General features: G+C 74.0%; 20 protein-coding genes. 12 read left to right on the top strand and 8 right to left on the bottom strand.

The annotated features are described in order from the left end of the window. The first annotated feature begins 209 nt into the window (after positions 1 to 209). Positions 210 to 1,574 carry an FAD-dependent oxidoreductase gene (locus AB0L89_RS21150; RefSeq protein WP_365142975.1) on the top strand — a complete coding sequence of 455 codons (1,365 nt, stop codon included), beginning with the start codon at positions 210 to 212 and terminating at the stop codon, positions 1,572 to 1,574. A gap of 84 nt (positions 1,575 to 1,658) precedes the next feature. Here the strand turns inward: AB0L89_RS21150 and AB0L89_RS21145 are convergent, their stop codons facing one another. After that, positions 1,659 to 2,792 carry a hypothetical protein gene (locus tag AB0L89_RS21145; RefSeq protein WP_365142973.1) on the bottom strand — a complete coding sequence of 378 codons (1,134 nt, stop codon included), beginning with the start codon at positions 2,790 to 2,792 and terminating at the stop codon, positions 1,659 to 1,661. A gap of 75 nt (positions 2,793 to 2,867) precedes the next feature. Further along, positions 2,868 to 3,497 carry a histidine phosphatase family protein gene (locus AB0L89_RS21140; protein WP_365142971.1) on the bottom strand — a complete coding sequence of 210 codons (630 nt, stop codon included), beginning with the start codon at positions 3,495 to 3,497 and terminating at the stop codon, positions 2,868 to 2,870. A gap of 445 nt (positions 3,498 to 3,942) precedes the next feature. Between AB0L89_RS21140 and AB0L89_RS21135 the strand changes: the two genes are divergently transcribed. From AB0L89_RS21135 to AB0L89_RS21125, 3 genes are all read left to right on the top strand, one after another. Beyond that, the gene (locus AB0L89_RS21135) at positions 3,943 to 7,104 is read left to right on the top strand and encodes a BTAD domain-containing putative transcriptional regulator (protein ID WP_365142969.1); all 3,162 of its coding nucleotides are present in this window, start codon (positions 3,943 to 3,945) and stop codon (positions 7,102 to 7,104) included. Positions 7,105 to 7,515: 411 nt separating this feature from the next. Further along, positions 7,516 to 8,172 (top strand): M15 family metallopeptidase, encoded by a 657-nt coding sequence (locus tag AB0L89_RS21130; RefSeq protein WP_365142967.1) that lies wholly within the window; start codon positions 7,516 to 7,518, stop codon positions 8,170 to 8,172. Between the two features lie 160 nt (positions 8,173 to 8,332). Next, positions 8,333 to 9,289 carry a DNA-binding protein gene (locus AB0L89_RS21125; RefSeq protein WP_365142965.1) on the top strand — a complete coding sequence of 319 codons (957 nt, stop codon included), beginning with the start codon at positions 8,333 to 8,335 and terminating at the stop codon, positions 9,287 to 9,289. Here AB0L89_RS21125 and AB0L89_RS21120 read toward each other — a convergent pair. Beyond that, positions 9,252 to 9,830 carry a TetR/AcrR family transcriptional regulator gene (locus tag AB0L89_RS21120; RefSeq protein ID WP_365142963.1) on the bottom strand — a complete coding sequence of 193 codons (579 nt, stop codon included), beginning with the start codon at positions 9,828 to 9,830 and terminating at the stop codon, positions 9,252 to 9,254. The two genes, AB0L89_RS21125 and AB0L89_RS21120, sit on opposite strands and share 38 nt — an antisense overlap. Positions 9,831 to 10,079: 249 nt before the next feature. Between AB0L89_RS21120 and AB0L89_RS21115 the strand changes: the two genes are divergently transcribed. From AB0L89_RS21115 to AB0L89_RS21100, 4 genes are read left to right on the top strand one after another with little or no spacing between them, the layout of a single operon-like run. Next, positions 10,080 to 10,622, top strand: coding sequence for a 2Fe-2S iron-sulfur cluster-binding protein (locus tag AB0L89_RS21115; protein WP_365142961.1), 543 nt, complete (start codon positions 10,080 to 10,082; stop codon positions 10,620 to 10,622). Continuing rightward, on the top strand, positions 10,619 to 11,611 hold the full coding sequence (locus tag AB0L89_RS21110; RefSeq protein ID WP_365142959.1) for a xanthine dehydrogenase family protein subunit M: 993 nt from the start codon (positions 10,619 to 10,621) through the stop codon (positions 11,609 to 11,611). The genes AB0L89_RS21115 and AB0L89_RS21110 overlap by 4 nt, the downstream gene beginning before the upstream one ends. Next, a complete protein-coding gene (locus AB0L89_RS21105) occupies positions 11,608 to 13,767 on the top strand; it encodes a xanthine dehydrogenase family protein molybdopterin-binding subunit (protein WP_365142957.1) in 2,160 nt (719 codons plus the stop codon). Before AB0L89_RS21110 ends, AB0L89_RS21105 begins: the two co-directional genes overlap by 4 nt. Beyond that, on the top strand, positions 13,760 to 14,911 hold the full coding sequence (locus tag AB0L89_RS21100) for an XdhC/CoxI family protein (RefSeq protein WP_365142955.1): 1,152 nt from the start codon (positions 13,760 to 13,762) through the stop codon (positions 14,909 to 14,911). The genes AB0L89_RS21105 and AB0L89_RS21100 overlap by 8 nt, the downstream gene beginning before the upstream one ends. A gap of 6 nt (positions 14,912 to 14,917) precedes the next feature. Here AB0L89_RS21100 and AB0L89_RS21095 read toward each other — a convergent pair whose 3' ends face one another. Further along, positions 14,918 to 17,017, bottom strand: coding sequence for a hypothetical protein (locus AB0L89_RS21095; protein ID WP_365142953.1), 2,100 nt, complete (start codon positions 17,015 to 17,017; stop codon positions 14,918 to 14,920). A gap of 168 nt (positions 17,018 to 17,185) precedes the next feature. Here AB0L89_RS21095 and AB0L89_RS21090 point away from each other — a divergent pair, with 168 nt between their 5' ends. Beyond that, a complete protein-coding gene (locus AB0L89_RS21090) occupies positions 17,186 to 18,043 on the top strand; it encodes an MEDS domain-containing protein (protein WP_365142951.1) in 858 nt (285 codons plus the stop codon). Beyond that, positions 18,040 to 19,005 carry a sensor histidine kinase gene (locus AB0L89_RS21085; protein WP_365142949.1) on the top strand — a complete coding sequence of 322 codons (966 nt, stop codon included), beginning with the start codon at positions 18,040 to 18,042 and terminating at the stop codon, positions 19,003 to 19,005. The genes AB0L89_RS21090 and AB0L89_RS21085 overlap by 4 nt, the downstream gene beginning before the upstream one ends. A gap of 95 nt (positions 19,006 to 19,100) precedes the next feature. Here the strand turns inward: AB0L89_RS21085 and AB0L89_RS21080 are convergent, their stop codons facing one another. Next, positions 19,101 to 20,366: a helix-turn-helix domain-containing protein gene (locus AB0L89_RS21080; RefSeq protein WP_365142947.1), complete on the bottom strand. Its 1,266-nt coding sequence runs from the start codon at positions 20,364 to 20,366 to the stop codon at positions 19,101 to 19,103. A 106-nt stretch (positions 20,367 to 20,472) separates the two neighbouring features. Between AB0L89_RS21080 and AB0L89_RS21075 the strand changes: the two genes are divergently transcribed. Then, complete coding sequence (locus tag AB0L89_RS21075; protein WP_365142945.1) at positions 20,473 to 21,381, top strand: SGNH/GDSL hydrolase family protein; 909 nt, start codon at positions 20,473 to 20,475, stop codon at positions 21,379 to 21,381. Between the two features lie 16 nt (positions 21,382 to 21,397). Here AB0L89_RS21075 and AB0L89_RS21070 read toward each other — a convergent pair whose 3' ends face one another. From AB0L89_RS21070 to AB0L89_RS21060, 3 genes are all read right to left on the bottom strand, one after another. Beyond that, positions 21,398 to 22,318: a glycoside hydrolase family 16 protein gene (locus tag AB0L89_RS21070; RefSeq protein WP_365142944.1), complete on the bottom strand. Its 921-nt coding sequence runs from the start codon at positions 22,316 to 22,318 to the stop codon at positions 21,398 to 21,400. A 148-nt stretch (positions 22,319 to 22,466) separates the two neighbouring features. Further along, positions 22,467 to 23,897 (bottom strand): VWA domain-containing protein, encoded by a 1,431-nt coding sequence (locus AB0L89_RS21065; protein WP_365143382.1) that lies wholly within the window; start codon positions 23,895 to 23,897, stop codon positions 22,467 to 22,469. Positions 23,898 to 23,914: 17 nt separating this feature from the next. Further along, a complete protein-coding gene (locus AB0L89_RS21060) occupies positions 23,915 to 24,784 on the bottom strand; it encodes a MoxR family ATPase (protein WP_365142942.1) in 870 nt (289 codons plus the stop codon). A gap of 243 nt (positions 24,785 to 25,027) precedes the next feature. Here AB0L89_RS21060 and AB0L89_RS21055 point away from each other — a divergent pair, with 243 nt between their 5' ends. Beyond that, a complete protein-coding gene (locus tag AB0L89_RS21055; protein ID WP_365142940.1) occupies positions 25,028 to 25,525 on the top strand; it encodes a helix-turn-helix domain-containing protein in 498 nt (165 codons plus the stop codon). Positions 25,526 to 25,625: the final 100 nt, after the last annotated feature.

The raw sequence follows: 25,625 nt of genomic DNA, 5'->3' as shown, positions 1-25,625 counted from the left end.
CCCATTCTGTGAACGGAGTGAGTCATCATCGCGGCGAGCATAACCCCGCCTGCGGTGATCTGTCAGGGGCCAGGGCGCCTAAAGTGATGCTATGCGAAGTCATAAGGCAGCCTTATGAGGTCATAAACAGGACCCGCCTACTTACTTAGGCTTGCCTTAGTTTAGGCTTCTCCTCAGTCACTCCATCACCGTTCGAAGGGACCCTGAACATGCCTCGCCCTCTGCGGGTGGCCATTGTCGGAGCCGGCCCCGCCGGAATCTACGCCGCCGACGCGCTGCTGAAATCCGCAGTGGCGGACGAGCCCGGTGTGTCGATCGACCTCTTCGAGCGGATGCCGGCCCCGTTCGGTCTGATCCGGTACGGGGTCGCCCCCGACCACCCGCGGATCAAGGGCATCATCACGGCCCTGCACCAGGTGCTCGACAAGCCGCAGATCCGCCTCTTCGGCAACGTCGACTACCCGGGCGACATCAGCCTGGACGACCTGCGCTCCTTCTACGACGCGGTGATCTTCTCCACGGGCGCGACGGCCGACCGCGCGCTCGACATACCCGGCATCGACCTCGACGGGTCGTACGGCGCCGCGGACTTCGTCTCCTGGTACGACGGCCACCCGGACGTCCCGCGCACCTGGCCGCTGGAGGCCGAGAAGGTCGCCGTCCTCGGCGTCGGCAACGTCGCCCTCGACGTGGCCCGCATCCTCGCCAAGACGGCCGAGGAACTGCTGCCCACCGAGATCCCGGCGAACGTCCACGACGGACTCAAGGCCAACAAGGCGCTGGAGGTCCACGTCTTCGGGCGCCGCGGCCCCGCGCAGGCGAAGTTCAGCCCGATGGAGTTGCGCGAGCTGGACCACTCGCCGAACATCGAGGTCATCGTCGACCCCGAGGACATCGACTACGACGAGGGCTCGATCGCCACCCGGCGCGGCAACAAGCAGGCCGACATGGTCGCCAAGACCCTGGAGAACTGGGCCATCCGCGATGTCGGCGACCGCCCGCACAAGCTCTTCCTGCACTTCTTCGAGTCGCCCGCCGAGATCCTCGGCGAGGACGGCAAGGTCGTCGGCCTGCGCACCGAGCGCACCGCCCTCGACGGCACGGGCAACGTCAAGGGCACCGGCGAGTTCAAGGACTGGGACCTCGGCGCCGTCTACCGCGCCGTCGGCTACCTCTCCGACGAACTGCCCAAGCTGCCGTGGGACGTCGCGTCCGGCACGGTCCCCGACCAGGCGGGCCGGGTCATCGAGGAGAGCGGTGAGCACCTCCGGTCGACGTACGTCACCGGGTGGATCCGGCGCGGCCCCGTCGGCCTCATCGGCCACACCAAGGGCGACGCCAACGAGACCGTCGCGAGCCTCCTCGACGACCGCGAGAACGGCCGCCTGCACACGCCCGATTCGCCCGCTCCGGAGGCGGTGGAGGCGTTCCTGGAGGCGCGCGGGATCCGCTACACCACCTGGGAGGGCTGGCACCGCCTGGACGCCGCGGAGAAGGCGCTCGGCGAGCCGCAGGGTCGTGAGCGCGTGAAGATCGTCGAGCGCGACGAGATGCTCGACGCGAGCGGCGCGTAGGGCGCGTAGGCACGAAGAGCCGTACGGGGTCTGCCGCGTGGACGTGAGCCACGCGGCAGACCCCGTTCCGGTCGGTCCCTCGGGTCAGTGCTTCAGGGCGCCGTCGCCGGAGGGCGCGGAGCGCTCGATGAGGCCGTTGACCGTGTTGTCGCCGTGCGCGTCCAGGGGTGTGGAGTAGTCGCCCACGGCCCAGAAGGAGCCGCTGGAACCGGCCGGTGCCAGGTCGTAGAAGGCGTAGGACGGCCACCGGGTGTCGCCGTCGGGCGCCGGCGCGCCGGGCTCCTTGGTCCACGTGGTGCCGTCGAAGTGCCAGAAGAGCGGACCGGATTCGGCGGCCTCGCCGCTGTAGTCGCGGCCGGTGGCCCACAGGCCGCCGCGCCCGTCGGAAGCGATCGCGTCGAGGTGGAGGCCGGAGAGCGAACCGGTGACGTCCTTCCACTCGGTCCCGTTCCAGTGCACGACGCTCGGCACCGGCGGGTCGGCGTTCGGGCCCTCGGCCCACCCGGCGACATAGACGCTGTCGGAGGACTCCGCGGCGACCTCGGCGGTGTCCGTGCCGGGGCGCACCGGGGGCTGCTCCAGCAGCGTCCAGGTCGTGCCGTCCCAGTGGTACGTCACCGGATGGCCGCCCTTCACCGGGTACTTCATGCCGGTCGCGTAGGCGTCGTCGGCCGAGATCGCGTCGATGTCACGGATGTCGACGAGGTCCGGCAGGTCGAACGTCTGCCAGCTCCCGTCCGCGTACGTGTAGAGGTCCTTGCCGCCCTTGAAGAGCCGCCCGGGGACCGCGTCGATCGGTACCTCGGGCCAGGAGTCGTCGAAGGGGCCCGTCGTGGGCACGGTGGACCAGCGCGCGCCGTCGAAGTGGACGAGGGTCTGGGTGTAGCCGGAGGAGCCGTAGGCCCACACGTCGGTGGCGGAGACGGCGCTGACCGAGGACCACTGCCACACCTTGGGCAGTCCGGGGGCGGTGTCCTCGCTCCACCGCTCGCCGTTCCAGCGCATGATGACGCCGTGCTGTTCCTTCCTGCCGACGGCCCAGGCCAGGTCGTCGCCGACGGAGGAGACCGACATCAGCGACCCCGCGGGACTGTCCCCCGACAGCGACACCTCCCAACGGGACGTCGTGCCTTGGGCGTTGGCGCTGCCGACGGAGAGCAGGGTGGCGGCCAGCGTCAGCGAGACGGTGGCGGTGCGCAGCCAGGGGCGTACGTGCATCAGTGAGCGCATCCTTCGCGGTGAAGTCGTGGGACTCCGATGCAGACCCGCGATGATCACGAATGGTTGTAGCGATCACTGGCCGAGATGGCGGGTGTCGCCCACGCTCACGACCTGACGGTTGTGGAAGAAGTCGTCCTCGTGCAGCACCGTGATGCTCCCCGAGGGCGCCCGGAAGCTGACCGAACCCACCGACTCGTACGGCATCCCGATCCAGGCCGCGACGACGAACGTCAGCGCGAAGCCGTGGGTCACGACGACCTGGTGCCCGGCGGGGCGCGCCAGGACGTCGCCCATCGCGTCGTAGACGCGCCGCGCGCAGGAACCTCTCGTCTCGGCGCCCGGTACGCCCTCGTGGTGACGCATGCGGTCCCCGTCGGCCGGAGGCGGCACGAACCGGCGGTCAAGCCACTCCTGCGGCCGGCCCTCCGCCTCGCCGTACGACTTCTCGCGCAGTCTGGGGTCGGGAATCGGCGCGCCACCGAGCACGGCGGTCACCGCGTCCGCCGTCTCCCTGGCCCGCAGCAGGTCCGACGTGATCACCTCGGCCTCCGCGCCGTCCGGGATCCGGTCCCGCAGCGCCCGCGCGATGGCGTCGGCCGCGGCTCTGCCCGCGGGCGTGAGACGGGAGTCGTGCCAGCCGCCGACCACGCCCTCGACGTGGTGGGTGGCCTCCGGGTGGGCGATGACGTACATGCTGCGCATCGGTGCGTGCCCTTCGTCGTGATCGTTGCCTTCCGGCGCCATGATCCCTCCGTCCGCCGCCTCGTCCTCCGGCGCCGTACGTGCCCGCGTGCGCGGGCAAGATCCCGCCGACGATGAGAAGGGCCCTGTCGCGCCGCGGACGGTGTCGGGACGTGGGGCGGTATTTGATCGTTTGTGGACTTTCTCCCCATGCGCCGCGGGCGTGCGGCGGACATCGGGTGCCCGCGGTGGCCGGAGAGCGCCCCGTGCGGCCCGGCGAGAAGCTCTGTGACCGGTCGCGATCCCGCCGAATCGCCGCGCGGCGCTGGCCGGATTGCCCGCGCGGGAACGCGGCTCGTGACTGTGCCGACGTAACATGACCGCGCGATCGGGGGCCCGGTGCGGGGAAGCGGGAACGGGGATCGGGAGCGGGGGCGGTACGGGGCAGGAACCCATGGAGATGGGCGTGGAAACGGACATGCACTACCGCTTACTGGGACCCGTCGAGGCATGGCGCGAAGGACGCCGTCTCACCCTGGGCGGCCCCAAACCCCGGGCCCTGCTCGCGGCGTTGCTCCTGGAACCGGGGCGGGTGGTGTCCGCCGAGGCGCTGATCGACGTGATCTGGGGCGACAGCCCGCCGGACACCGCGAGATCCCTGATCCAGTCGTACGTCTCCGCGCTGCGCCGCGCGCTGTCCGCCGACGTCATCGAGACCCAGCCGCCCGGCTATCTGATCCACGCGGACGCCGACCTCGTCGACCGCGCCGCCTTCGACCGGCTCACGGCACAGGGCAGGCGGGCGGCGGCCGCCGGGGACCACGCCGCGGCGGCCCGGCTCCTGAGCGAGGCCCTCGCGCTGTGGCGCGGCCCCGCGCTCGGCGGGATCGGCGAGACGCTGCGGGCCATGGCCGACCACCTGGAGGAGGCCCGGCAGGCCGCGCTGGAGGAGCGGATCGCCGCGGACCTCGCGCAGGCGGGCCGCGAGACGGAACTGGTCGGCGAGCTCACGGCCCTGGTCGCCACCCACCCCACCCGCGAGCGCCTGCGCGGCCAGCTCATGCTCGCGCTCTACCGGCTGGGCCGTCAGGCCGACGCGCTCGCGGTGTACGCGGAGGGGCGCGACGTACTGGCCGAGGAACTGGGCATCGACCCCGGGCCCGCGCTGCGCTCGATGTACGAGGCGATCCTGCGGGCGGACGCGTCGCTGCTGCCCGAACCGCGGCACGTGCCGACCGTCAGCAGCACACGGATGTCCCGCGGGGCCGCAGCGCCCGCCGCGGCCGCCGAGCGAGATCCCGGCGCCGCCGCCCTCCCGAACGGGGCGGCCGTCCCCGCGGACGACACCGGCACCCCGCCGCCCGCCCCGGCCCTGCTGCCGCCCGCCATCGGCGACTTCACCGGACGCGCGGCACAGCTCGGCGAGGTGCGGGCCGCCCTCACCGGCCCGGGCCCGCGCGAGGCCATGCCCGTCGTCGTGGTGTCCGGACCCGGCGGCGTCGGCAAGTCCGTCCTCGGCGTCACCGCCGCGCACCGGGCCGCCGACGCCTACCCCGACGGCCAGCTCTACGCCGAACTGCGCGGCGCGACCGACCCCGTGGCGCCCGGCGAAGTCCTCGGCAGACTCCTGCGCGCCCTGGGCGCCCACCCCCCGGAGGGCGACGCCGAGCGCAGCGACCTCTTCCGCAGCCTCGTCGCGGGCCGTCGCGTGCTGCTCGTCCTCGACGACGCGGCCAGCGAGTCCCAGGTGCGCCCGCTGCTGCCGGGCAGCGCCACCTGCGGCGTACTCATCACCGCGCGGGCCCGGCTCGGCGCCCTGCCCTGCACCCACCGCACCGACCTCGGCGTGCTCGACACCGAACCCGGCACCGACCTGCTCGCCAAGGTCGCGGGCGAGCGGCGCGTGCGGGACGAACCCGACGCCGCCCGCCGCATCGTCGAGCTGTGCGGCGGCCTCCCGCTCGCCCTGCGCATCGCCGGCGCCCGCCTCGCCACCCGCAGCCACTGGACGGCGCGCACCCTCGCCGACCGGCTGGCCGACGAGCGCCACCGCCTGGACGAACTCGCCGTCGGCGACCTGGAGGTGCGGGCGGGCCTCAGCCTGAGCTACCACGCCCTGGACGCCCCGGCCCGCACCGCCCTGCGCCGCCTCGGACTGCTCGCCGCGCCCGACGTCGCCTCCTGGGTGGTCGCCGCGCTGCTCGACGTGCCGGAGGCCGCGGCCGACCGGGTCGTGGAGCAGCTGATCGACGCCCAGCTGCTGCACTGCACCGTCGTGGACCGCGCCGGACAGCCCCGCTACCGGCCGCACGACCTCGTCCGTGTCTACGCGGCCGAGCGCGCCGAGGCCGAGGACTCGCCCGCCGAACGCTCCGCCGCCGTGGGCCGCGCGCTCGGCGCCGGGCTCTGGCTCACCGGCCGCGTCGCGTCCGCCACGCCGTCCGGGGCGGTCGAACTGCACCGCGGCTTCCTGGACTCGGGCGGCCCGGTCGGGACGGCGTCCGACGCCATGCGCCACCTCGTGCGGCCCGTGGGGCCCGGGGCGACCGGGCGGGCGCTCGCGGACCCGGCCGCCTGGTTCGAGGCCGAGGCCGACGCGTTCGCCGCCGCCGTCGAGCGGGCCGCCGCCTACGACCTGCACGGCCTGGCCTGCGAGGCCGCGGCCGCCCTGTGCTCGTCCGCGTACGCCGTCGGCAACCGCTTCGAGGCCTGGTGGCGCAGCCACGACGCCGCGCTCGCCGCCGCCCGCCGCGCCGAGGACCGCTCCGGCGAGGCCCTGCTCCTGATCGGGCTCGGCCAACTCCGCTACGAACAGGACCGGTTCACCGAGTCGCAGGACTACTTCCGGCAGGCGGCCGGGCTCTGCGCCGACCTCGGCGACGAGCGCGGGCGGGCCGCCGCGCTCGCCGGACTGGGCAGCTCTCTGCGGGAGGCGGGCAGGCTGCGTGCCGCGCTGGACGTCCTGGCCCGTGCCGTGGACGGCTTCCGCGAGCTCGGCGACGACCCGGGCCTCGGGCTCTCCTGCCGCTTCGCGGGCACCGTCCACCTCGAACTGGGCGCACACGCGCCGGCGTTCACACTCCTCGACGAGTCCCTGCGGGCCTACCGCAGGCTCGGCAGCCGCCGCGGCGAGGCGCTCACGCTGCGCTCGCTGAGCCTGGTGCACCGTGCGCTCGGCGCCTACGCCGAGGCCGAGGAGCTGGCGGGGGAGGCGGTGGACCTGCTCACCGCCATCGGGGATCCGCTGATGTCGGCCTACGCCGTGCAGGCGCGGGCCAAGTGCCGGATGAGACTGGGGCGTTCCGCCGAGGCGACGATCGAGCTGCACGGCGTCCTCGACACCTGCCGCGCGCACCGCGACCGCTTCGGCGAGGCGCTCGCCCTGCGCACCCTCGGCGAGTGCGAGCTGGCCGAGGGCCGTCTGGACGCCGCCGTGCGACGGCTCACCGCGGCGGCCGACCTCTGGGCGGCACTGGAGCTGCCGCTGGCCCGCGCCCGCACCCTGCGCGACCTCGCCGCCGCGCGCGAGGCGGCGGGGGAGCGGGCCAGGGCGCTCGCGCTGCGCACCGAGGCGCGGGACGTCTTCATGGCGTACGAGGCACGGGAACAGCACGAACCGGGGATCTGAGAGCGGCGGGACCGGCCGGGGATCCGGGAGCGACGGGTGGTCCGACACCGGACGAGCCGGGCATCCGAAGTCGTATGAGGACGCCGACACCGCAGGTGAGAGGTGCCGCAGCCGCGAAGGCCGGGCATTCCCAGGCCACTTGAGGCGTATTTGCAGAGAACTTGCAGTGCCTCCCGCCATGCTGCTTGTGTCGGCGGCGCTTTGAGGCCGGCAGCAACGGGGGAACCAACGGGGGAAAGGCCACAGTTGCCTTACACGGCCCATACGACCGAGCAAGTCGGCCGTATGGGCCGTAAGTCGCGTGGAGCCACTGCAAAGACGGGGGACTCCGGGGGCGGGTGGGCAGCCCGTCCCCGGAGTTGTGCCCACGACTCCCCGCACGCCGACGCCACCCACAAAGGGGCCCCGAGCATGCCGCCGATCATCCTCATGAACGATCCCCGGGTTGTCGACATACCGGTCCGCGACTGCGGCGAAGCCCTCGTGGACCTGCGTCACCTGCCGTTCGTGGTCGTCGACGACCGTCTCGCCGACCCCGCGGGCGCCTACGCCCAGCTGCGCGAGGGCGTCGCCTGGCGCCTCGCGCGCGCCGCCCGCCTGCTGCCCGAGGGCCTGCGGCTGCTGATCACCGAGGGCTACCGCCCGCTGGAGCTGCAGATCAAGTACTTCGAGGAGTACGCCGCCGAACTCAGGCTCGCCCATCCCGACTGGTCCGACGACCACCTCCACCGCCAGACGAGCCGCTCGCTGTCGCCGCCCGAGGTCGGCCCGCACGTCGCGGGCGCCGCCGTCGACATCACCCTGTGCACCGCGTCCGGCACCGAACTCGACCTCGGCACACCGGTGAACGCCAGCCCCGAGGAGAGCGACGGCGCCTGCTACACCGAGAACGAGGGCATCTCCGCCGCGGCCCGCCGCAACCGCCGCACGCTCGCCGCGGCCCTCGCCACGGCGGGCCTGGTCAACTACCCCACGGAGTGGTGGCACTGGTCGTACGGCGACCGCTACTGGGCGCTGGCGACCGAGGCCTCCACCGCCCACTACGGCCCGGTGAGCTACCGGGCCTAGACCGCGCGACGGCACGGCACGGCACCACCCGGTATGGCGCGGCGCGGTACGGCACGGCGCGGCCCGGCGCACGCCACGTACCGGACCCCGCCGGGAACAGCGCACTGCCCGTACACCGTTGAAGCCGTCGTCCGGACGGGAGCGGGAGCGGGGAGCAGGAGTGGCAGGCAGGGCGGATGTGCGGGGCGTGCGTGGCGCGCGGGACGGCGCGACGGTGGCCCAGGTCGACGGCGCCCTGCGGGAACTGCTGTCCCGCGACGCGCGGCAGGGCGCGCGGGCCGCGGTGGCCGCGCTGCCGGGAGTCGTACGCCGCATCCCCGAACTGTCCGCCGAGCCCGCGTGCCTGCGCGACCCGGACCGTGAACTGATCGCCGCCCTGGCCGAGTTGTGCGAGGTCATCGGGTGGATCCTGTTCGACGCGGGCCTCCACCGCCGTGCCGCGCGGGCGAACGCGCGCGCCCTGGCCCTCGCGGACCTGTGCGGCGACCGGGCGATGGCCCGTCTCGTCCTGCTGAACCACGCCATGCTCCAGACCCACACCGGCCGCCCCCGGGCCGCCCTGGCGACCGTCGACCGCGTGAGCGGCCCGCGCCCGCTCCCGGCCAGGGTCGACGTGCTCGTCCAGATCCGCCGCGCCCACGCGCTCGCGCTGCTGGGCGACGGCCGCGCGTCGGCGGCCCTGATCGCCCGCGCCCGCCACCGCTTCCTGGACGGCCCCTCCCGGCGCGATCCGGCCTGGGCCTGGTGGATCGACGGCACGGAGCTGCTCGGCCACGAGGGCTGGGTGCTCGCCCGGCTCGGCCGGTGGGATCGCGCCGTCCCGCTGCTGCAGGAGGCCGCCGCCGCCCCCGGCGGGCCCTCTTACCGTGACCTGTTCGGCGCGGAACTGCTCTCCGCCCTCGCCGGGGCCGGGGCCTGGCGGGATGCCGAGGACCTGATCGCCGGGCTCGCGCCCCGGGCCGCGGGCATCGGATCGGGCAGGACGGCCGGGTCCCTCGGCGCGACGGCCGCCGGGCTGCGCCGCCGCGCGGACGTGCCCGCGTCGCTGCGCGAGGCGGCGACCCACCTCCTGGAGGCGCTCAGCGGCCGGGCGCGCCCGCCCGCAGTCCGTCCATGACGAGGTCCATGAGGCGCCCGGCACGCGTCTGCCAGTCGCTGTGCGGATCGATCTGCCACAGGCCCGCGATGGCGAGCAGGAAGTCGTCGGGGGTGACGCCCGGCCGGATGGTGCCGGCCTTCTCGTTCGCCTCCAGGAGGACCGAGACGGCCTCGGTGAGGGGGCCGTGCCCGACCCCGGCCAGGCTGCCGAGCGCGCTGGTGGCCCGGCGGATCGCGTCGGCGAGGCCCGCCTTGGCCATCGCGTACCGGACCAGACGGTCCATCCACTCCCGCAGGGCCTGGTCGGGGGCGCGGGTCCGCAGCAGCGTGCAGGCGGCGCCGCAGACCTGCTGGACCTCATACCGGTACACCTCGAGAACGAGTGCCTCGCGGTTGGGGAAGTTGCGGTAGAACGTCCCCTGGCCGACACCCGCCTTCTTCGCGATCGCGCTGAGCGGCGCGTCGCTCGACCGGGTCAGCTCCTCCAGGGCCACTTCCAGGATGCGCTCGCGGTTGCGCTGCGCGTCGGAGCGCAGTGGCGACTCCTTGTGCTGCCCCACGTGCTCTCCTCGCGACATTCGACCGGGCGGCGCCTTGATAAGCGGACAGCTGTCCGCTAAGTTCGCTTCCAAGCTAACGGACAAGTGTCCACTTGGGCTCACCTTAGCGGCAGACACGGCCGCAGGGGACCGCTCGTGACCAAGCGCGCACGATCTCTTCTTCTGTCTCTTCTCCTGTACAGCGCCATTTCTTCCCGAACTCCCCGCCGGGACCGCCTCGTTCGACGCGAAAGCGAAAGAAGGCTGCTCATGGCTCCATCGACGTCCAGTGCCGTCACCCTGAACATCAACGGTGAGAAGCACACACTGTCCGTCGACCACCGCACCACCCTGCTCGACGCGCTGCGTGAGCGCCTCGACCTGACCGGCACCAAGAAGGGCTGTGACCAAGGCCAGTGCGGGGCCTGCACGGTACTCATCGACGGCCGTCGTGCCGTCTCCTGTCTGCAACTGGCGGTCGCCGCCGAAGGGCGCGAGATCACCACCATCGAGGGCGTCGCGGAGGGTGACCGGCTGCACCCCGTGCAGCAGGCCTTCCTCGACCTCGACGGCTTCCAGTGCGGCTACTGCACGCCGGGGCAGATCTGCTCCGCCCTCGGCGTCCTGGAGGAGCACGCGGCGGGCTGGCCCAGCGCCGCCACCACCGACGTCCGCCCCGAGGCGGGCGTCCCCGAACTCACACCGGAGGAGATCCGCGAGCGGATGAGCGGCAACCTGTGCCGCTGCGGCGCCTACGTCTCGATCGTCGAGGCGGTCGCCCGCGCGGCGCGCGCCGAGGAGGGCGCGGCATGAGGGACTTCGACTACCAGCGGGTGTACGACGTGCCCGGCGCGGTCGCCGTCCTCGGCACCGACCCCGACGCCCGCTACCTGGGCGGCGGCACCAACCTCGTCGACCTGATGAAGACCGGCGTCGAGCGCCCCGCGCTCCTCGTCGACGTGCGCGAACTGCCCCTGGACCACATCGAGACCACCGCCGACGGCGGGCTGCGCGTCGGCGCGACCGTCACCAACAGCGACCTCGCCGCCCACCCCGACGTGCGGCGCCGCTACCCGGCGCTGGCGCAGGCCGTCCTCGCGGGCGCCTCGGGCCAGTTGCGCAACATGGCGACGGTCGGCGGGAACCTGCTGCAGCGCACCCGCTGCGGCTACTTCACCGACCTGAGCAAGCCCTGCAACAAGCGCGCGCCCGGCACCGGCTGCTCCGCGGTCGAGGGCGAGCACCACAACGGCGCCATCCTCGGCGCCACCGAGCACTGCGTGGCCGTGCACCCCTCGGACATGGGGGTGGCGCTCGCCGCCCTCGACGCCGTGGTCCACCACGAATCGGCCGACGGACCGGGGGAGACGGCCTTCGCCGACTTCTACCTCCCGGTGGGCGACACCCCGCACCTGGAGACCGCCCTGCCGGCCGGGGCGCTCATCACCGGGATCACCCTGCCGCCCGCCCCGGTCGCCGCCGTCTCCCGCTACCGCAAGGTCCGCGAGCGCGCCTCGTACGCGTTCGCCATCGGCTCGATCGCCGCCGCCCTCGACATCGAGGACGCCGTCGTGCGCGAGGTGCGCATCGCCTTCGGGGCGGTGGCGTCCCGGCCGTGGCGGGCGCGCGAGGCCGAGCGGGTGCTGACCGGCGGGCCGGCGAGCGCCGAGGCGTTCGCCGCCGCGGCCGACGCCGAACTGGCCGCGGCCCGCGCCCTGCCCCACAACGGCTACAAGGTGACGCTCCTGCGCAACCTGGTCGTGGCCGTGCTGACCGAACTCGCCGAGGAGGCGGCCCGATGACCACGACCACCGAGACCACCGCGGCGACGGGCTCCGTCGGCACCGCCCACACCCGTATCGAGGGCCGCGACAAGGTCACCGGCGCGGCCCGCTACGCCGGTGAGCTCCCCTTCGCCGACCTGGCCCACGGCTGGCTGGTGCAGTCCACGATCGCCCGCGGCCGCGTCCGGTCGGTCGACACCGCACCCGTCCTCGCGATGCCCGGCGTCCTCGCCGTGCTCCACCACGGCAACGCGCCGCGCGTCGACACGGAGTACGAGGGCATGCTGGGCCGCCCCGACCCTGTCGTCGGGCTCTTCCAGCACGACCGGGTGCCCTTCGTCGGCTGGCCCGTGGCCATGGTCGTCGCCGAGACGTCCGAACAGGCCAGGGAGGCCGCCGACGCGCTCGTGGTCCACTACGACCAGGAGCCGCACGACGTCGAGTTCTCCGCGGGACGCCCCGGCACGTACCTGCCGGACGGCGACGGCATGCGCGTGGAGAAGGGCGACCTGGAGGCCCAGTTCGCCGCGTCCGCCCACGTGGTCGACGCCGAGTACACCACGCCCGAAGAGCACCACGTCTCGATGGAGCCGCACGCGGCGACGGCGCGCTGGGACAACGGCCGACTCGAACTCGTCGACTCCAACCAGGGCAGTACCTGGGTCGCCGACGAGATCGCGCAGCTCTTCTCCCTGGACCCCACCTCGGTGCGGGTGCTCTCCGAACACGTCGGCGGCGCCTTCGGCTCCAAGGGCCTGCGCGTCCACCAGGTCCTCGCCGTGATGGCGTCGACCATGCTCGACCGGCCCGTCCGCGTCGTCCTGACCCGCCGCCAGATGTTCTCCCTCGTCGGCTACCGCAGCCCCACCACCCAGCGCGTCCGGCTCGGCGCCGCACCGGACGGACGGCTGCGCGCCTTCGACCACCAGGGGCAGAGCCTGTCGTCGACCGTCCACGAGTTCGTCGAGACGAGCGCGGGGTACGGACGCCCGATGTACGCCGCCGACGCGCACCACACCGTCAACCGCGTCGTCCGCCTCGACGTGCCGACGCCGACCTGGGTGCGCGCCCCGGGCGAGGCGCCGGGGTCCTTCGCGGTGGAGTCCGCGCTCGACGAACTCGCCGAGAAGTGCGGCATGGACCCCATCGCGCTGCGCGTGCGCAACGAACCGGACGTGGGGCCCGTCTCCGGACTGCCGTTCAGCAGCCGCAATCTGCTGGCCTGCTTCGACGAGGGCGCCCGCAGGTTCGGCTGGGCGGACCGCGACCCGCGTCCCGGCCTGCGCCGCGAGGGCCGCTGGCTGCTCGGCACCGGCACCGCAGCGGCCACCTTCCCCGTGCTCGTCGCCCCGAGCACGGCGGCCGTCACCGCCGAGGCCGACGGCACCTTCACCGTGCGGATCACCGCGGCGGACGTCGGCACCGGCGCGCGCACCGCGCTCACGCTGATCGCCGCGGACGCCCTGGAGGTGCCGGCGGACCGGGTCCATGTCCGCATCGGCGACAGCGACTTCGGCCACGCCATGCTCGCGGGCGGCTCCATGGGCACCCGCTCCTGGGGCTGGGCCGTCACGGCCGCGGCGCGCGAACTGCGCGACAAACTCGTCCCCGGCGGGCACATCCCGCCCGACGGCATCACGGCCCGAGCGGACACGAGCGCGGTCCTGGGCACGCTCTCCGAGAAGGAACGGCACTCCTTCGGCGCGCAGTTCGCCGAGGTCGCCGTGGACGTCGCCACCGGCGAGGTACGGGTGCGCCGCATGCTCGGCATCTTCGCCGCGGGACGGATCATCAACCCGCTCACCGCGCGCAGCCAGTTCATCGGCGGCATGACCTGGGGCCTGTCCATGGCGCTGCACGAAGAGGCGGTCAGGGACCGGGCGTCGGGCGGCCTCGTCAGTCCCGACCTCGCGGGCTACCACGTCGCCGCGCACGCCGACGTGCCGCACATCGAGGCGGACTGGGTGGCCGACCCCGACGCCGACGACCCGACCGGCATCAAGGGCATCGGCGAGATCGGGATCGTGGGCGCCGCGGCGGCGGTCGCCAACGCGGTCTGGCACGCCACGGGCGTACGCCACCGGGCCCTGCCGATCCGCCCCGACCGCGTGCTGCGGGCCGAGGTCGTGCCGGGCGCCGCGGGGACCGTGTCCGGAGACGGCCCCCGTGCTTGACATCGCCGCCGACCTGAACCGCTGGGTCGAGGAGGGCCGGGACTTCGCGGTGGCCACCGTCGTGACCGTCGGCGGCAGCGCACCGCGCGGTCCCGGCGCGGCCCTCGCCGTCGACGGTGACGGCACCGCCATCGGCTCGGTCTCCGGGGGCTGCGTGGAGGCCGCGGTCTACGACCTGTGCGTCCAGGCGCTCCAGGACGGCACGGCCGCGGTCGAACGGTTCGGCTACAGCGACGAGGACGCCTTCGCGGTCGGTCTGACCTGCGGCGGCGTCATCGAGGTGCTGGTCACGCCGGTCGCCGCGGACGCGCCGGACAGGGCGGTGTACGCCGCCGCCCTGTCCGCCGCCGTCCGCGGCGAGGCGGCGGCGCTGGCCCGCGTCTTCCGGGGCCCGGCCGAGCTGCTCGGCCGACCCCTGCTGGTCGGCCCCGACGGGACGTACGAAGGAGGCCTCGGCGGGCACGCGGACCTCGACCGCACGGCCGTGGGGGAGAGCCGCGCCCTGCTGGCGGCGGGGCGCACCGCGGAGTTCGTCGTCTCGGAGAGCGGATCGCGCTGCGGCAGCCCCGTGACCGTGCTCGTCGAGTCGAGCGTGCCGCCGCCCCGCATGATCGTGTTCGGTGCCGTCGACTTCGCCTCGGCCCTGGTCCGCGCGGGCAAGTTCCTCGGCTACCACGTCACGGTGTGCGACGCCCGGCCCGTCTTCGCCACCCCGGCCCGGTTCCCCGAGGCCGACGACGTCGTGGTCGAGTGGCCGCACCGCTATCTGGAGAGCACCGCCACGGACGCGCGCACCGTCCTGTGCGTCCTCACTCACGACGCCAAGTTCGACGTGCCGCTGCTCGCCGCGGCGCTGCGGCTGCCCGTCGCCTTCGTCGGCGCGATGGGCTCGCGCCGCACCCACGAGGACCGCAACCGCAGGCTGCGCGCGGTGGGCGTCACCGAGGCGGAACTCGCCGGGCTCCGCTCGCCGATCGGCCTCGACCTCGGGGCCCGCACCCCCGAGGAGACGGCCCTGTCCATCGCGGCGGAGATCGTCGCGGCCCGTCAGGGCGGCACGGGCCTGCCTCTCACCGGGGCACGGACGCCGATCCACCACGACAGGCCCGGCGGCCCGCCGGTGCGGGCCGGTGTGCCGGCCTGAGCCGTGTCAACCGGGGGAGCCGTCCTGTGGTGCGTCGGCGTCGACCAGTGCGATGGCCTGATCGGTGGTGAACTCCCGGCCCGCGGCGAGCAGTCGGTCGCACCCGGCGTCGCCGAGCGCCGTGCGCAACCGCTGCTCGTGATGGGTGCGGAAGCTGGTCGCGTTGTGGCGGCCGAGGTCGGGAAGACCGGCCTCGGCCCACAACCGGCCGCTGACGCCGAACAGGTGCGCGGCCCGCTCGGTCCGGCCCCGCGCGGCCTCGACGGCGCTGAGGAGATCCACGGCCGCCGCGGTGCCCAGGCGGTCGTGCACGCGCCACTTGGCGGACAGCGCCCGACGGGCGTGCCCGGCGGCCGCCGCCGCGTCCCCCTGGCCGAGCCGCGCGAGCGCGAGGTAGTAGTCGCCCCAGGCCCGCATCCACAGCTCGCCGCACTCGTCGCACTGCGCGCGCAGCCTGCCCGCGACGGCGGCCACCCGCTCGAAGGCGCCCTGCGCCGCGAGCAGATACGCCTGTACGGCCAGCGTGGTGAGCCGGAAGAACGCGGCGCCCCCGCCGCCCGTGGGCGCCTGCCCCGAGGGGGCGTGGAGGATGGCGGAGCGCGCCGACTCCCCGCGCACGGACAGACTCGCGCCGTTCAGCGGCAGATGGAGAGCCGCCTCGGGCAGCCCACGCGCGGACGCGAGCCGGGTGTACGCCGTGGAGACCTGCTCGGACGCGTCCAGGTCCTCGGGACCGAGGGTGATCAGCCGCTGCGCCCACAGCGCGAGCACCCGCTCGGCACCGCCGCCGTCGCCCCGGCGCAGGGCGCGGCCCAGGTACGTACGGCCCTCCTCCGCGTATCCGCAGGCGAACCAGAAGAACCACAGCGTGCCCGCGAGCTCCAGGGCGCACGACGCGTCCGGGTCGGCGAGGCACTCCTCCAGCGCGAGCCGCACGTTGGCGTGCTCGGCGCACATCCGCTCCGCCCAGGCCCGCTGCGCGGAGCCGAGCCACTCGGCCTCACCGCGCCGGGCCAGCCACCGGTAGTAGTCGCGGTGGCGCCGGCGCACGGCCTCGCTCTCGCCGAGCCCCTCCAGCCACTGCGCCCCGAACGCGCGCAGCGTGTCGAGCATGCGGAAGCGCATGCCGGCGCCGTCCGTCTCCTGCACCACGATGGACTTCTCGGTGAGCCAGGAGAGCAGTTCGAGGACGTGCTCGGCCTCCAGCGGCCCGCCGTGGCAGACGAACTCGGCGGCCTCCAGGTCCCAGCCGTCCGCGAACACCGAAAGACGGGCCCACAGCAGCCGCTCCAGCGGTGTGCACAGCTCATGGCTCCAGCCGATCGCGGTGCGCAGCGTCTGGTGCCGGGCGATGCGCGGCTCGGTACGGGCGGTGAGCAGGTCGAACCGCGAGTCGAGGCCCTCCAGTAAACGGTCCAGCGGCATGCCGCGCAGCCGCACCGCCGCCAGCTCGAGGGCGAGCGGGATCCCGTCGAGACGCGCGCAGATCGCGGTGATCTGGCGTCGGTTGGCGTCGCTCACCCGGAAGGTCGGCACCGCCGCGGTGGCCCGCACGGTGAACAGGGCGACGGCGCCCTCGTCGTCGTCCGCGGCGGCGCCGAGCGGCAGCGGATCGAGGGCGAGGACGTGCTCGCCGGGCACGGACAGCGGCTGTCTGCTGGTGGCCAGGATCCGCAACTCCGGCACCCGCGCCAGGAGTTCGCCGGCCAGCTGGGCGCAGGGCGTCAGGATGTGCTCGCAGGTGTCCAGGACGAGCAGCACCGGCCGGCCGGTCAGCCCCTCGACGAGGACGTCGATGAGGGGGTGCACGGTCTGGTCCGCGCGCCCCAGGGAGTCCATGACCGCGTGCGGCAGGAGGGACGGATCGGTCAACGAGGACAGCTCGACCAGCCAGGCGCCGTCGGGGAAGGCGGGCCGCACGTCGTGGGCGGCGCGCAGCGCGAGCCGGGACTTGCCCACCCCGCCGGGCCCGGTGAGGGTCACCAGCCGCGAGGAGCCCAGCAGTGCCGCGATACGGGAGAGTTCCGGGCGCCGTCCGATGAAGGCGTTCGCCTCCGTGGGCAGATTGCCCGATCGGCCGTCGTCCTTGCGCGCTGCACCCGCCATGCTCCCCCTCGACCTGCCGCGATGCGGATCACCTTAGTCCGTTCCGAGGGGCGCTTCGGATGCGTAACGTGTAATCGTCCAGCCACATCGGGTAGCGGTGCGGCGGAGGTTGTGCGGAGGGGGTGCGTGAGGATGGACACCGCTCCTGCCTTGCGAGCAGTGGGGCAGATGCGGCCAGGAGATCATCTCTTCTTCGGCTACGACACGGACGAGGAACGCGAAGCGGTGCTCGCCGCGTTCCTCCTCGACGGCCTCGCCAGCGGGCAGCGCGGGCTGCTCCTGACCTCGGTCGAGGCGCCGCCACCCGTTCAGTTCGGGTTCCTGCGCAGACAGGGCGGCGACGTCGCCGGCGCGCTGGCCGCCGGCAGGCTGCGGGTGAGTTCCCGCCTGAGCACGCCGAGCGGGCTGTGGGACCTCGACGAGCACGTGCGCCGCGAGGCGGAGGGAGCGGTGGCCGACGGGTTCCTGGGGCTGCGCGTCGCCCTGGAGGTGCTGCCCGACCGGGGCGCCGAACCGCCCAAGGGCCTGTGCGACGCCGAGCGGCTGCTCGACCCCGTCTTCCAGGCGCTGCCCGTACTGGGCCTGTGCCAGTACGACCGCAGGCTCTTCAAGAAGCGCGCCCTGGACGCGCTGGACGCCCTGCACCACGGCAGAGCCGTCGCGGACGACGTCTGGCAGGACGAACTGCTGCGCATCACCCGGACGTTCACCCCGCCCGGCCTCGCCCTGTGCGGCGAGGTCGACGACAGCAACATCACGGCGGTGGCCCGCGCGCTGCGCGCCGAGTCCGAGCGGGCCACGAGCCGTGCGGAGGACCCCCACCGCACGCGACTCGACCTGCGCGACCTGACCTTCATCGACGTGTGCGCGCTGCGGCTCCTCGTCTTCACGGGTCTGGGGCTCTACGCCATGGGCGGCGGCCTGATCCTCGACGGTGTCGCCCCGCACGTGCGCCGGGTCATGCGCGTCACCGGCTGGGACCGCATCCCCGGCCTCGACATGGGAAAGGGGGACGACGACGCATGACACGCTCCGGTTTCGTCCACCAGGCGCTGTGCTACGCCTCGGACGAGGAATTCCTCTCCGGCACGCTCGCGTTCGTCCGTGACGGGCTCGCGGAGGGCGACGCAGTGCTCGCGGTCCTGCGCCGGGACAACATCTCCTTGCTGCGGGACGGGCTCGGCGCGGGAGCGGGAGAGGTCGACTTCGCCGACGCCCGGGACTGGTACGAATACCCCTCCCGCACACTGCGCCGGTACAACGAGTACTGCGCGGAGCACGAGGAGGGCGGCGCCCGCCGCGTCCGCGTCATCGGCGAACCGGTGTGGTCGGGCCGCGCGCCCGTCGAGACCCTGGAGTGGACGCGCTACGAATCGCTGGTCAACGTCGCGTTCGCCGACTCCGGTCACTGGATCGTGTGTCCCTACGACGCCCGCGTCCTGCCCGACGACGTGCTCGCCGACGTGCGACGCACCCACCCCGAGGTGACCGGCGGCAAGGACGACACCGCCGGCGGGTACGCGGACCCGGCGGACTTCTACACCCGGTGCAGCGAACTGGCATGCACGACAGCGGACTTGACCCAACCCACGGACAGGCCCCGTGAGGTGCCCTTCGCCCGGGGCGAGTCGGTGGCCGCCCGGCTCGCCGTCGCGGAGTTCGCCCGCCGCTGCCGCCTGGCCGAGGAACGCGCGCGCGACATGGCCGCCGCGGTGCACGAGGCGGTGGTGAACGCCGTGCGCTTCGGCGGCGGCCGTGGCGTGCTGCGGCTGTGGAGCGACCCGGACTGGGTGGTCTGCGAGGTCGCCGACACCGGTGGCGGACGCCCCGCCGTCTCCGTGCCGGACGCCGGCTATCTCGGTCACGTACCCCCCGACCCGCTGGCCGCCAAGGGCCACGGCCTGTGGGTCGTACGACAGCTGAGCGACCTGGTCACCGAACGGCTCGGCGCGGAAGGGACGGCCGTACGCCTGCACTTCCGGCGCTGACCGCCGCGTGTCCCCGGACGTCGAGGCGGGTGGAGCCACCCGCCTCGGCGCCGGTCCTCGCGACGCCGGAAGACCCGGTGCACGGCCGGGCGCGCCTACGTCCCGCCGTGGCGGTGCGCCGCCAGCGCCGCCCTCAGGCGCGGCAGTTCCGCGGGCAGTGTCGGATCGAGGCCGGTCAGCACGGTGACGCGGCGCAGCCGGTAGTCCACCGTATTGGGGTGGATGTGCAGCGCCTTCGCCGTCGCGCGGCGCCGGAAGCCGCTGTCCGCGTACGCGCGCAGCGTGTCGAGCAGGGCGGGCTGCCGCTCCAGCGGGGTGAGGAGCGCCGCGAGGCGGTCACGGCCCGCGCCGGGCCGGGTGAGCTGGTAGTCCAGCAGGACGTCGGCCACCCGATAGGCGCCGGGCGGCCGCCCGAAGGCCCGCGCCACGTCGAGCACCTCCTCCGACTCGCCGACGGCGGCGGGTACGTCACCGGGCGCGGCGGCCGCCGCGCCCGCGAGGACCGGGGCGCCCGTGCGGTCCGCGAGCCGGGCGACCAGGGCCACGAGCCGCCCCCAGTCCTCGCCCAGCGCGCGCCCCGGATCGTCGGTGGGCAGCAGCACCCGGCCGCCGTGCGGGCCGAGCGCGTGCAGGGCGCCGCCGCGCGAGTCGTGGTCCACCTCGGCCCTGGCCCGGCGGACCTTGCGGCGCGCGGCGACCGCGCCGCCCGTCCCCGGCAGCGCCTCGTCGGGGTGGTCGGCGAAGGCCAGCGCGAGCGCGACGTACGCGGGGGCGGGCCGCAGCCCGGCGCGCGCCGCTGCCTCGGTGGCGTCCCGGCCGTCGAGGAGCGCCGCCAACAGGTCGTGCCGGGCGGCCTGTTCGTGGCCGTGCAGGGCCTCGCGCGCGTCGAGGTAGGCGTCGGTGACGGCGCGGGTGGCGAGCCGCAGCTGGGTCAGGGCGATGCGCTGCGTCTCGACCACCGCCGCCAGATCTCCGGGCCCGGCCCCCGAGAGCAGCTCGTCCAGGCCCAGCTGCCAGCCCAGGTGGTACGCGCAGAGCACCGCCGACAGCGGCACGCCCTCCTCGGCGCGGCGGGCGGCGGAGGCCGCGAGAGGCGCGACTTCGGCCGGATCGGCCATCCCCGCTCCGTGCCGCAGGGCGCGGACGACGACCCGGGTACCGTGCTCGCACCCGCGGGTGACGTCCCCGGCCAGTTCCTCCCGGGGCAGCGCCGCGTAGGCGGGCACCTGTGCGGCGAAGGCCGCGACCATGCGCCGGGCGAGCCGGGGCAGCGCGGCGGCGAGCAGGACGTCGACGGGCGTGCCGCCGATGCGGGGCGCCGAAGGACGTGCGCTACCGGGTGGTTCGGAATCCGTCCCCATGCGGGTGCTCCAACTCTGGAGTTCGTCATGAACACGCGAGTGGCACGAGACACCGACCATAGCGGTGTCACCAGGGCGGTGCCGCCCCCGACGCCACGGAGGAGCCATGGTCAACTCCGCACGCCGTACGTTCCGTTCGCCCCGCAGAGCCGCGCTCGCCGTGGCGGCCGCCTGTACGGTCACCGGGCTGCTGCCCGGCGCCGTGCCCGCCGAGGCCACCGGACCCGGTCACCAGAGGTACGTGGCGCTCGGCGACTCGTACACCTCGTCCCCGCTGACCGGGCTGCCGCAGCCGGGCTCGCCGCCCGGCTGTTTCCGCTCGGACAACAACTATCCCTCGCTGATCGCGCGGCGCATGCGTCCCGTGTCCTTCACGGACGTCAGCTGCGGCGGTGCGCGGACCAAGGACATGACCGCGCCGCAGGACGTCACGCCCGGCGGGCCCAACCCGCCGCAGTTCGACGCGCTGCGCAAGGACACCACGCTGGTCACCCTGGAGATCGGCGGCAACGACATCGGCTTCGGCAAGCTCGTCGACTGCTTCGGACTGAGCGCCGGTGACCCGGGCGGCTCACCGTGCAAGGACGCCATGGTGAAGGACGGCAAGGACCCGTTCACCGAGGCCATCGACGCCACCGCCCCCAAGCTCGCGGCGGTCCTGCGGGGCATCCACCGGCGTGCGCCCAAGGCCAAGGTCTACGTCCTCGGCTACCCCGCGCTGCTGCCCGCGCGGGGCGACGGATGCTATCCGTACATCCCTCTCGCCAAGGGCGACGTGCCCTGGCTGCGCGGCGTGCAGCGCCAGTTGCACGCGATGATCGCCGCGCGGGCCGCGGCGGGCGGTGCCCGGTACGTGGACCTGTCGGTGCCGGGGCACGACATGTGCCAGACGGACCCGACGAAGCGGTGGGTCGAGGGGCCGGTGCCCCTGCTCCCCGCGGCGCCGGTGCACCCGAACGCGGGCGGCTCGCGGAACATGGCCCGCATCGCGCTGGATGCGATCCGGGGACGTTGACGCGCCGAGGCGGCCGCTACTGCCAGACGCGGATGTAGTCGACGTACATCGTGGAGTTCCAGTCGAAGACCTCGTCGTGCACGGAACCGTCGGCCCAGTTGTCGAGCACCTCGTGCGACAGGATCGGGAACTCCTTCACCTGGCTGATCAGTTCGGGATCGGTGACGGTCCGCACGACGGTGCCGTCGTACAGGAACTGCATCCGCGTCGGTGTCCAGGTCAGCCCGAACGTGTGGTACCAGGTGCCGTGCAGGCCGGGGGCGTCGGCGACCGTGGACGAGGACCGGTGGTCGGCGCCGTAGCCGTCCCAGTGGAGGGTGGCGGAGTACTTGTCGGCCTGGAAGTTGGTCTCGGTGACGTCGATCTCGGCCCCGTCGCGCGCCGTGCCGTCGACCGTGCCGCCCGGCGTGAGCCCCGCGTCGGCCTGCAGCCAGACCGCCGCGAGATGTCCGTTGGTCCGCGCCGGGGTGTGCACGCGCGCCTCCAGCGTGCCGTGCGTGTACGTGAACTTGCCCTGGCTGTCGATGCGCCCGCCGGAGAACTGGCCGGGCGCCAGTTCGCGTACGTCGATGGCGAGGGCGCCCTTGCCATCGGTGCGGACGTCGGCCGGCTTGTACCACCAGCGGTCGCCCGGCGCGGCACCGGAACGCTCCTGGTCACGGGCGGTCCAGCGAGCCGTGCTGACCGTGGCGCCGTCGAACTCGTCGCTGAAGACGAGGGCCTGGGTGCCCACGGCACGGGTGTCGGCGCCCTGGGGCCGGACTCCGCGTGGCGTCGCGGGGTCGACCAGGGAGGCGGCCGACGTGTCCTCGGCGGCGCCCGCGGGCACGGCCGCGGCGAGTGCGCAGGCGCAGAGGAGCAGTCCGACGGCCGCGCGGCGGTGGGAGCGTGCGGTGGTGCGGCGGCGGGGGCGTGCGGCGGTGCGGTCGTCGCGCATGGCGTCACCTCTCGGTCGGGCCGCTCCGGGCCGGGGCCCAGGCCTCGCAGGCCGGACAGAAAACGCTTTCTCGACGGGCCATCGTGAGGGCGGGGTGAGGGAGCGTCAAGAGGTGCCGCCGAAAGCGGTGTGGAGCGAGAGGCGGGGCTCAGACCGGCAGCAGTCGCGCGATCAGCCCGCTGAGCTGGCGCGCGTTGCGGCACTCGTGCATCTCGACCAGCTCGGCGTACGCGTCGGCCGCGGAGTCACCCGTCGACCACTGCGCACGTCCCTCCGGGTTGAGCCAGTACACCTGGCGGGCCCGCCCGGCGATGGTCCGCAGTGCGGGGAGGTTCGGGTCGCTCATGTTGGTGCGGGCGTCGCCGAGCACGAAGACCGTGGAGCGCGGGCCGACCGCGTCGAGGTACCGCTCGGCGAACTCTCCGAGGGACGTGCCGTAGTCGCTGCTGCCGTGCCAGCCCGTCACCGTGGCCTCGCCGATGATCCGGCCGCCGAGTCCCGCCGGGTCGGCGGCGCCGTGCGCGACCAGGTCCGTCACCTCGTCGATCCGGTTGACGAACGCGAACACGCGCACCTTGCTGAACTGGTCGTGCAGCGCCTGCACCAGCAGCATCGTGAAGTTCGCGAAGCCCGCGACCGAGCCGGAGACGTCGCACAGCAGCACCAGCTCGGGGCGCGCCGGACGCCGGCGGCGCAGCACGGGCCGCATCGGCACGCCGCCGGTCGACAGCGAGCCGCGCAGCGTACGGCGCAGGTCGATGCTGCCGTGCGCGGCACGCCTGCGCCGGGCGGCGAGACGGGTCGCCAGCTTGCGGGCCAACGGGTGCACGGCCCTGCGGAGTTCGTCCAGGTGGGCGCGGCCCGCCAGGAGGAAGTCGACGCGGTCGGCGGTGGTCTCGACGGCCCGCCGCGCGATCTCCTCCGTGCCGCGCCGCTCGGCGACCCGGCGGCGCGCCTCGGTGCGCACGCGCTCGCGGAACGCCTCGATGCGGCGCCGGATCTCATCGGCCTCCAGCCGGTCCGTGAACGCGGCCTCGCCGGTGTCCTGCCCGGACGACCCCGCGCGCAGGGCGGCGAGCACGCGCGCGAGCAGCGTCTCGGGCCGCAGCCGGCTCAGCGTCTGGTACGACGACCAGCCGTCGGAGCCCGCCGAGGACGAGCCGTAGCCGCCGAAGCCGTCCACCGCCTCGCCCGCCAGCCGGCCGAGCTGTTCCTGGTCGTCGGCGGCCAGCGCGGCGACCAGGCGCTCGCGCAGCGCCTGCCGGTCGGCCTCGTCGCCGCCCGGGCGCTCCCGCGCGTCGGCGCCGTCCGGACCGCCGACGCCGAGCGGGAAGTACAGATCGAAGACCGGGTCGAAGACCGCCCGCTGGCTCTCCTGGTGGAGCAGGGTGGCGGCGAGCCCCTCCCTCACCCGCTCCCGGTCGGCGAGGCCGAGCGCCTCCAGGGCTGCTGCCGCGTCGACGGTCTCGCCGGGACCGATGCGCAGACCGTGCGCGCGCAGCGCCGCGACCAGCCCGGTGAGACGGCCGGTGAGGCCTTCGGGGGAGGCGGACGCACGCTCGGCCGCCGAGCCGGGCAGACCCTCGGGTGCCGCTGTCACACGGCGTCCAGGTCCAGCTTGGCGGCGGCCTTCAGCACGTCCTCCTGGTGCTTGAGGACGACGCCGAGACTGTCGCGTACGACGGTCTCGTCGAGCGCGTCGGCGCCGAGCGCGAGCAGCGTGCGGGCCCAGTCGATGGTCTCGGCGACGGACGGCACCTTCCGCAGGTCCATGGCCCGCAGCGCGCCGACCACCCGCACCACGGACGCGGCGAGCGCCTCGTCGAGGCCGGGCACCTTCCCGCGGACGATCCGGCGCTCCAGCTCCTCCTCGGGAAAGCCGATGTGCAGGAACAGGCAGCGGCGGCGCAGGGCCTCGGACAGCTCGCGGCTCGCGTTGGAGGTGAGCACGACGAACGGGCGGCGCTCGGCGCTGATCGTGCCCAGCTCGGGCACGGTGACCTGGAAGTCGCTCAGGACCTCCAGGAGCAGGCCCTCGACCTCGACGTCCGCCTTGTCCGTCTCGTCGATCAGCAGGACCTTCGGGTCGTCGCCGCGGATCGCGGCGAGCAGGGGCCGCGAGAGCAGGAACTCCTCGCCGAAGATGTCGGTCCGTGTCTCGTCCCACGACTCGTCGCGGCCCGCGGTGATGCGCAGCAGCTGCTTGGCGTGGTTCCACTCGTACAGCGCGCGGGACTCGTCGACGCCCTCGTAGCACTGGAGCCGCACCAGCCGCGCGCCCGCGACCTCGGCCACGGCCTTCGCCAGCTCCGTCTTGCCGACGCCCGCGGGGCCCTCCACCAGCAGGGGCTTGCCGAGCCGGTCGGCGAGGAAGACGGCCGTGGCGACCGCGGGCGAGGCCAGATAGCCGGTCTCGGCCAGCCGGGCCGCGACGTCGTCGACGGATGTGAAGTACCCGGTCGTCATGGGGAGTTCTCCTGCTTCCTCGGCCCGTCCGGTGCCCCGCCCGGTGCCCGGTCCTCCGTACTCGATGTACCCCATGTACCCGATCAGTTCCCGGTGCCCGGCCACAACAGGCCGGGGCCGTTTGCGTCGAACGTCACGTCCGGCGAGTACGGCCCCTCGCTGCTGGGTCTCATGGTGAGACCTTCCGTGACCCGGGACCGCGAGGCCTTCTGGAGCGCGGGTGCCGGTTCGTATGCTTGCGCCATGAGGCGGACTTCCTTTGCGAACTGGCCGTGCTCCATCGCCCGCACGATGGACCTGCTCGGCGACTGGTGGACGCCCCTCGTGCTGCGGGAGGCGTTCTACGGCATCACGCGGTTCGACGTGTTCCAGCAGGAGCTCGGCATCGCCCGCAACACCCTCACCGACCGGCTGCGCCGCCTCGTCGACGAAGGCCTTCTGGAGAAGCGGCCCTACCAGAGCGATCCGGTGCGCCACGACTACGTCCTCACGGACAAGGGCCGCGACTTCTTCGGTGTCCTCGCGGCCATGAACAGCTGGGGCGATCGCTGGCTGAGCGGCGAGGAGGGCGCGCCCGTCGTGTTCCACCACGACCGCTGCGGTCAGGAGAGCCGCGCCGAGGTCGTGTGCGCCGCGTGCAAGGAGCCGATGACGGCCGCGAACACGACCCCGCGCATGGGTCCCGGCTACCCGCCCCGCCTCGCCGAACGCCCGGAAGTCCAGGCGCGGTTCAGCCGCTGAACCCACCCGGCCCACGGTGCGCGCCGCGTCGGGACCTGCCTCTTGACGAGTGAGTCCATCTACGCAACTCTCAAGCTCAGAGACGACTTCGCAAGCCATG

Origin of the sequence: Streptomyces sp. NPDC052114, assembly GCF_040680155.1 — a bacterium.
In the GTDB taxonomy this organism is placed as follows: domain Bacteria; phylum Actinomycetota; class Actinomycetes; order Streptomycetales; family Streptomycetaceae; genus Streptomyces.
This window is presented reverse-complemented; position numbering and strand designations above follow the sequence as displayed.

Bases quoted from the DNA above. Each gene is read 5' to 3' on its own strand.
- AB0L89_RS21150 (WP_365142975.1), top strand. From the start codon at position 210: ATGCCTCGCCCTCTGCGGGTGGCCATTGTCGGAGCCGGCCCCGCCGGA.
- AB0L89_RS21145 (WP_365142973.1), bottom strand. From the start codon at position 2,792: ATGCACGTACGCCCCTGGCTGCGCACCGCCACCGTCTCGCTGACGCTG.
- AB0L89_RS21140 (WP_365142971.1), bottom strand. From the start codon at position 3,497: ATGCGCAGCATGTACGTCATCGCCCACCCGGAGGCCACCCACCACGTC.
- AB0L89_RS21130 (WP_365142967.1), top strand. From the start codon at position 7,516: ATGCCGCCGATCATCCTCATGAACGATCCCCGGGTTGTCGACATACCG.
- AB0L89_RS21115 (WP_365142961.1), top strand. From the start codon at position 10,080: ATGGCTCCATCGACGTCCAGTGCCGTCACCCTGAACATCAACGGTGAG.
- AB0L89_RS21110 (WP_365142959.1), top strand. From the start codon at position 10,619: ATGAGGGACTTCGACTACCAGCGGGTGTACGACGTGCCCGGCGCGGTC.
- AB0L89_RS21105 (WP_365142957.1), top strand. From the start codon at position 11,608: ATGACCACGACCACCGAGACCACCGCGGCGACGGGCTCCGTCGGCACC.
- AB0L89_RS21095 (WP_365142953.1), bottom strand. From the start codon at position 17,017: ATGGCGGGTGCAGCGCGCAAGGACGACGGCCGATCGGGCAATCTGCCC.
- AB0L89_RS21090 (WP_365142951.1), top strand. From the start codon at position 17,186: ATGCGGCCAGGAGATCATCTCTTCTTCGGCTACGACACGGACGAGGAA.
- AB0L89_RS21085 (WP_365142949.1), top strand. From the start codon at position 18,040: ATGACACGCTCCGGTTTCGTCCACCAGGCGCTGTGCTACGCCTCGGAC.
- AB0L89_RS21080 (WP_365142947.1), bottom strand. From the start codon at position 20,366: ATGGGGACGGATTCCGAACCACCCGGTAGCGCACGTCCTTCGGCGCCC.
- AB0L89_RS21075 (WP_365142945.1), top strand. From the start codon at position 20,473: ATGGTCAACTCCGCACGCCGTACGTTCCGTTCGCCCCGCAGAGCCGCG.
- AB0L89_RS21070 (WP_365142944.1), bottom strand. From the start codon at position 22,318: ATGCGCGACGACCGCACCGCCGCACGCCCCCGCCGCCGCACCACCGCA.
- AB0L89_RS21060 (WP_365142942.1), bottom strand. From the start codon at position 24,784: ATGACGACCGGGTACTTCACATCCGTCGACGACGTCGCGGCCCGGCTG.
- AB0L89_RS21055 (WP_365142940.1), top strand. From the start codon at position 25,028: ATGAGGCGGACTTCCTTTGCGAACTGGCCGTGCTCCATCGCCCGCACG.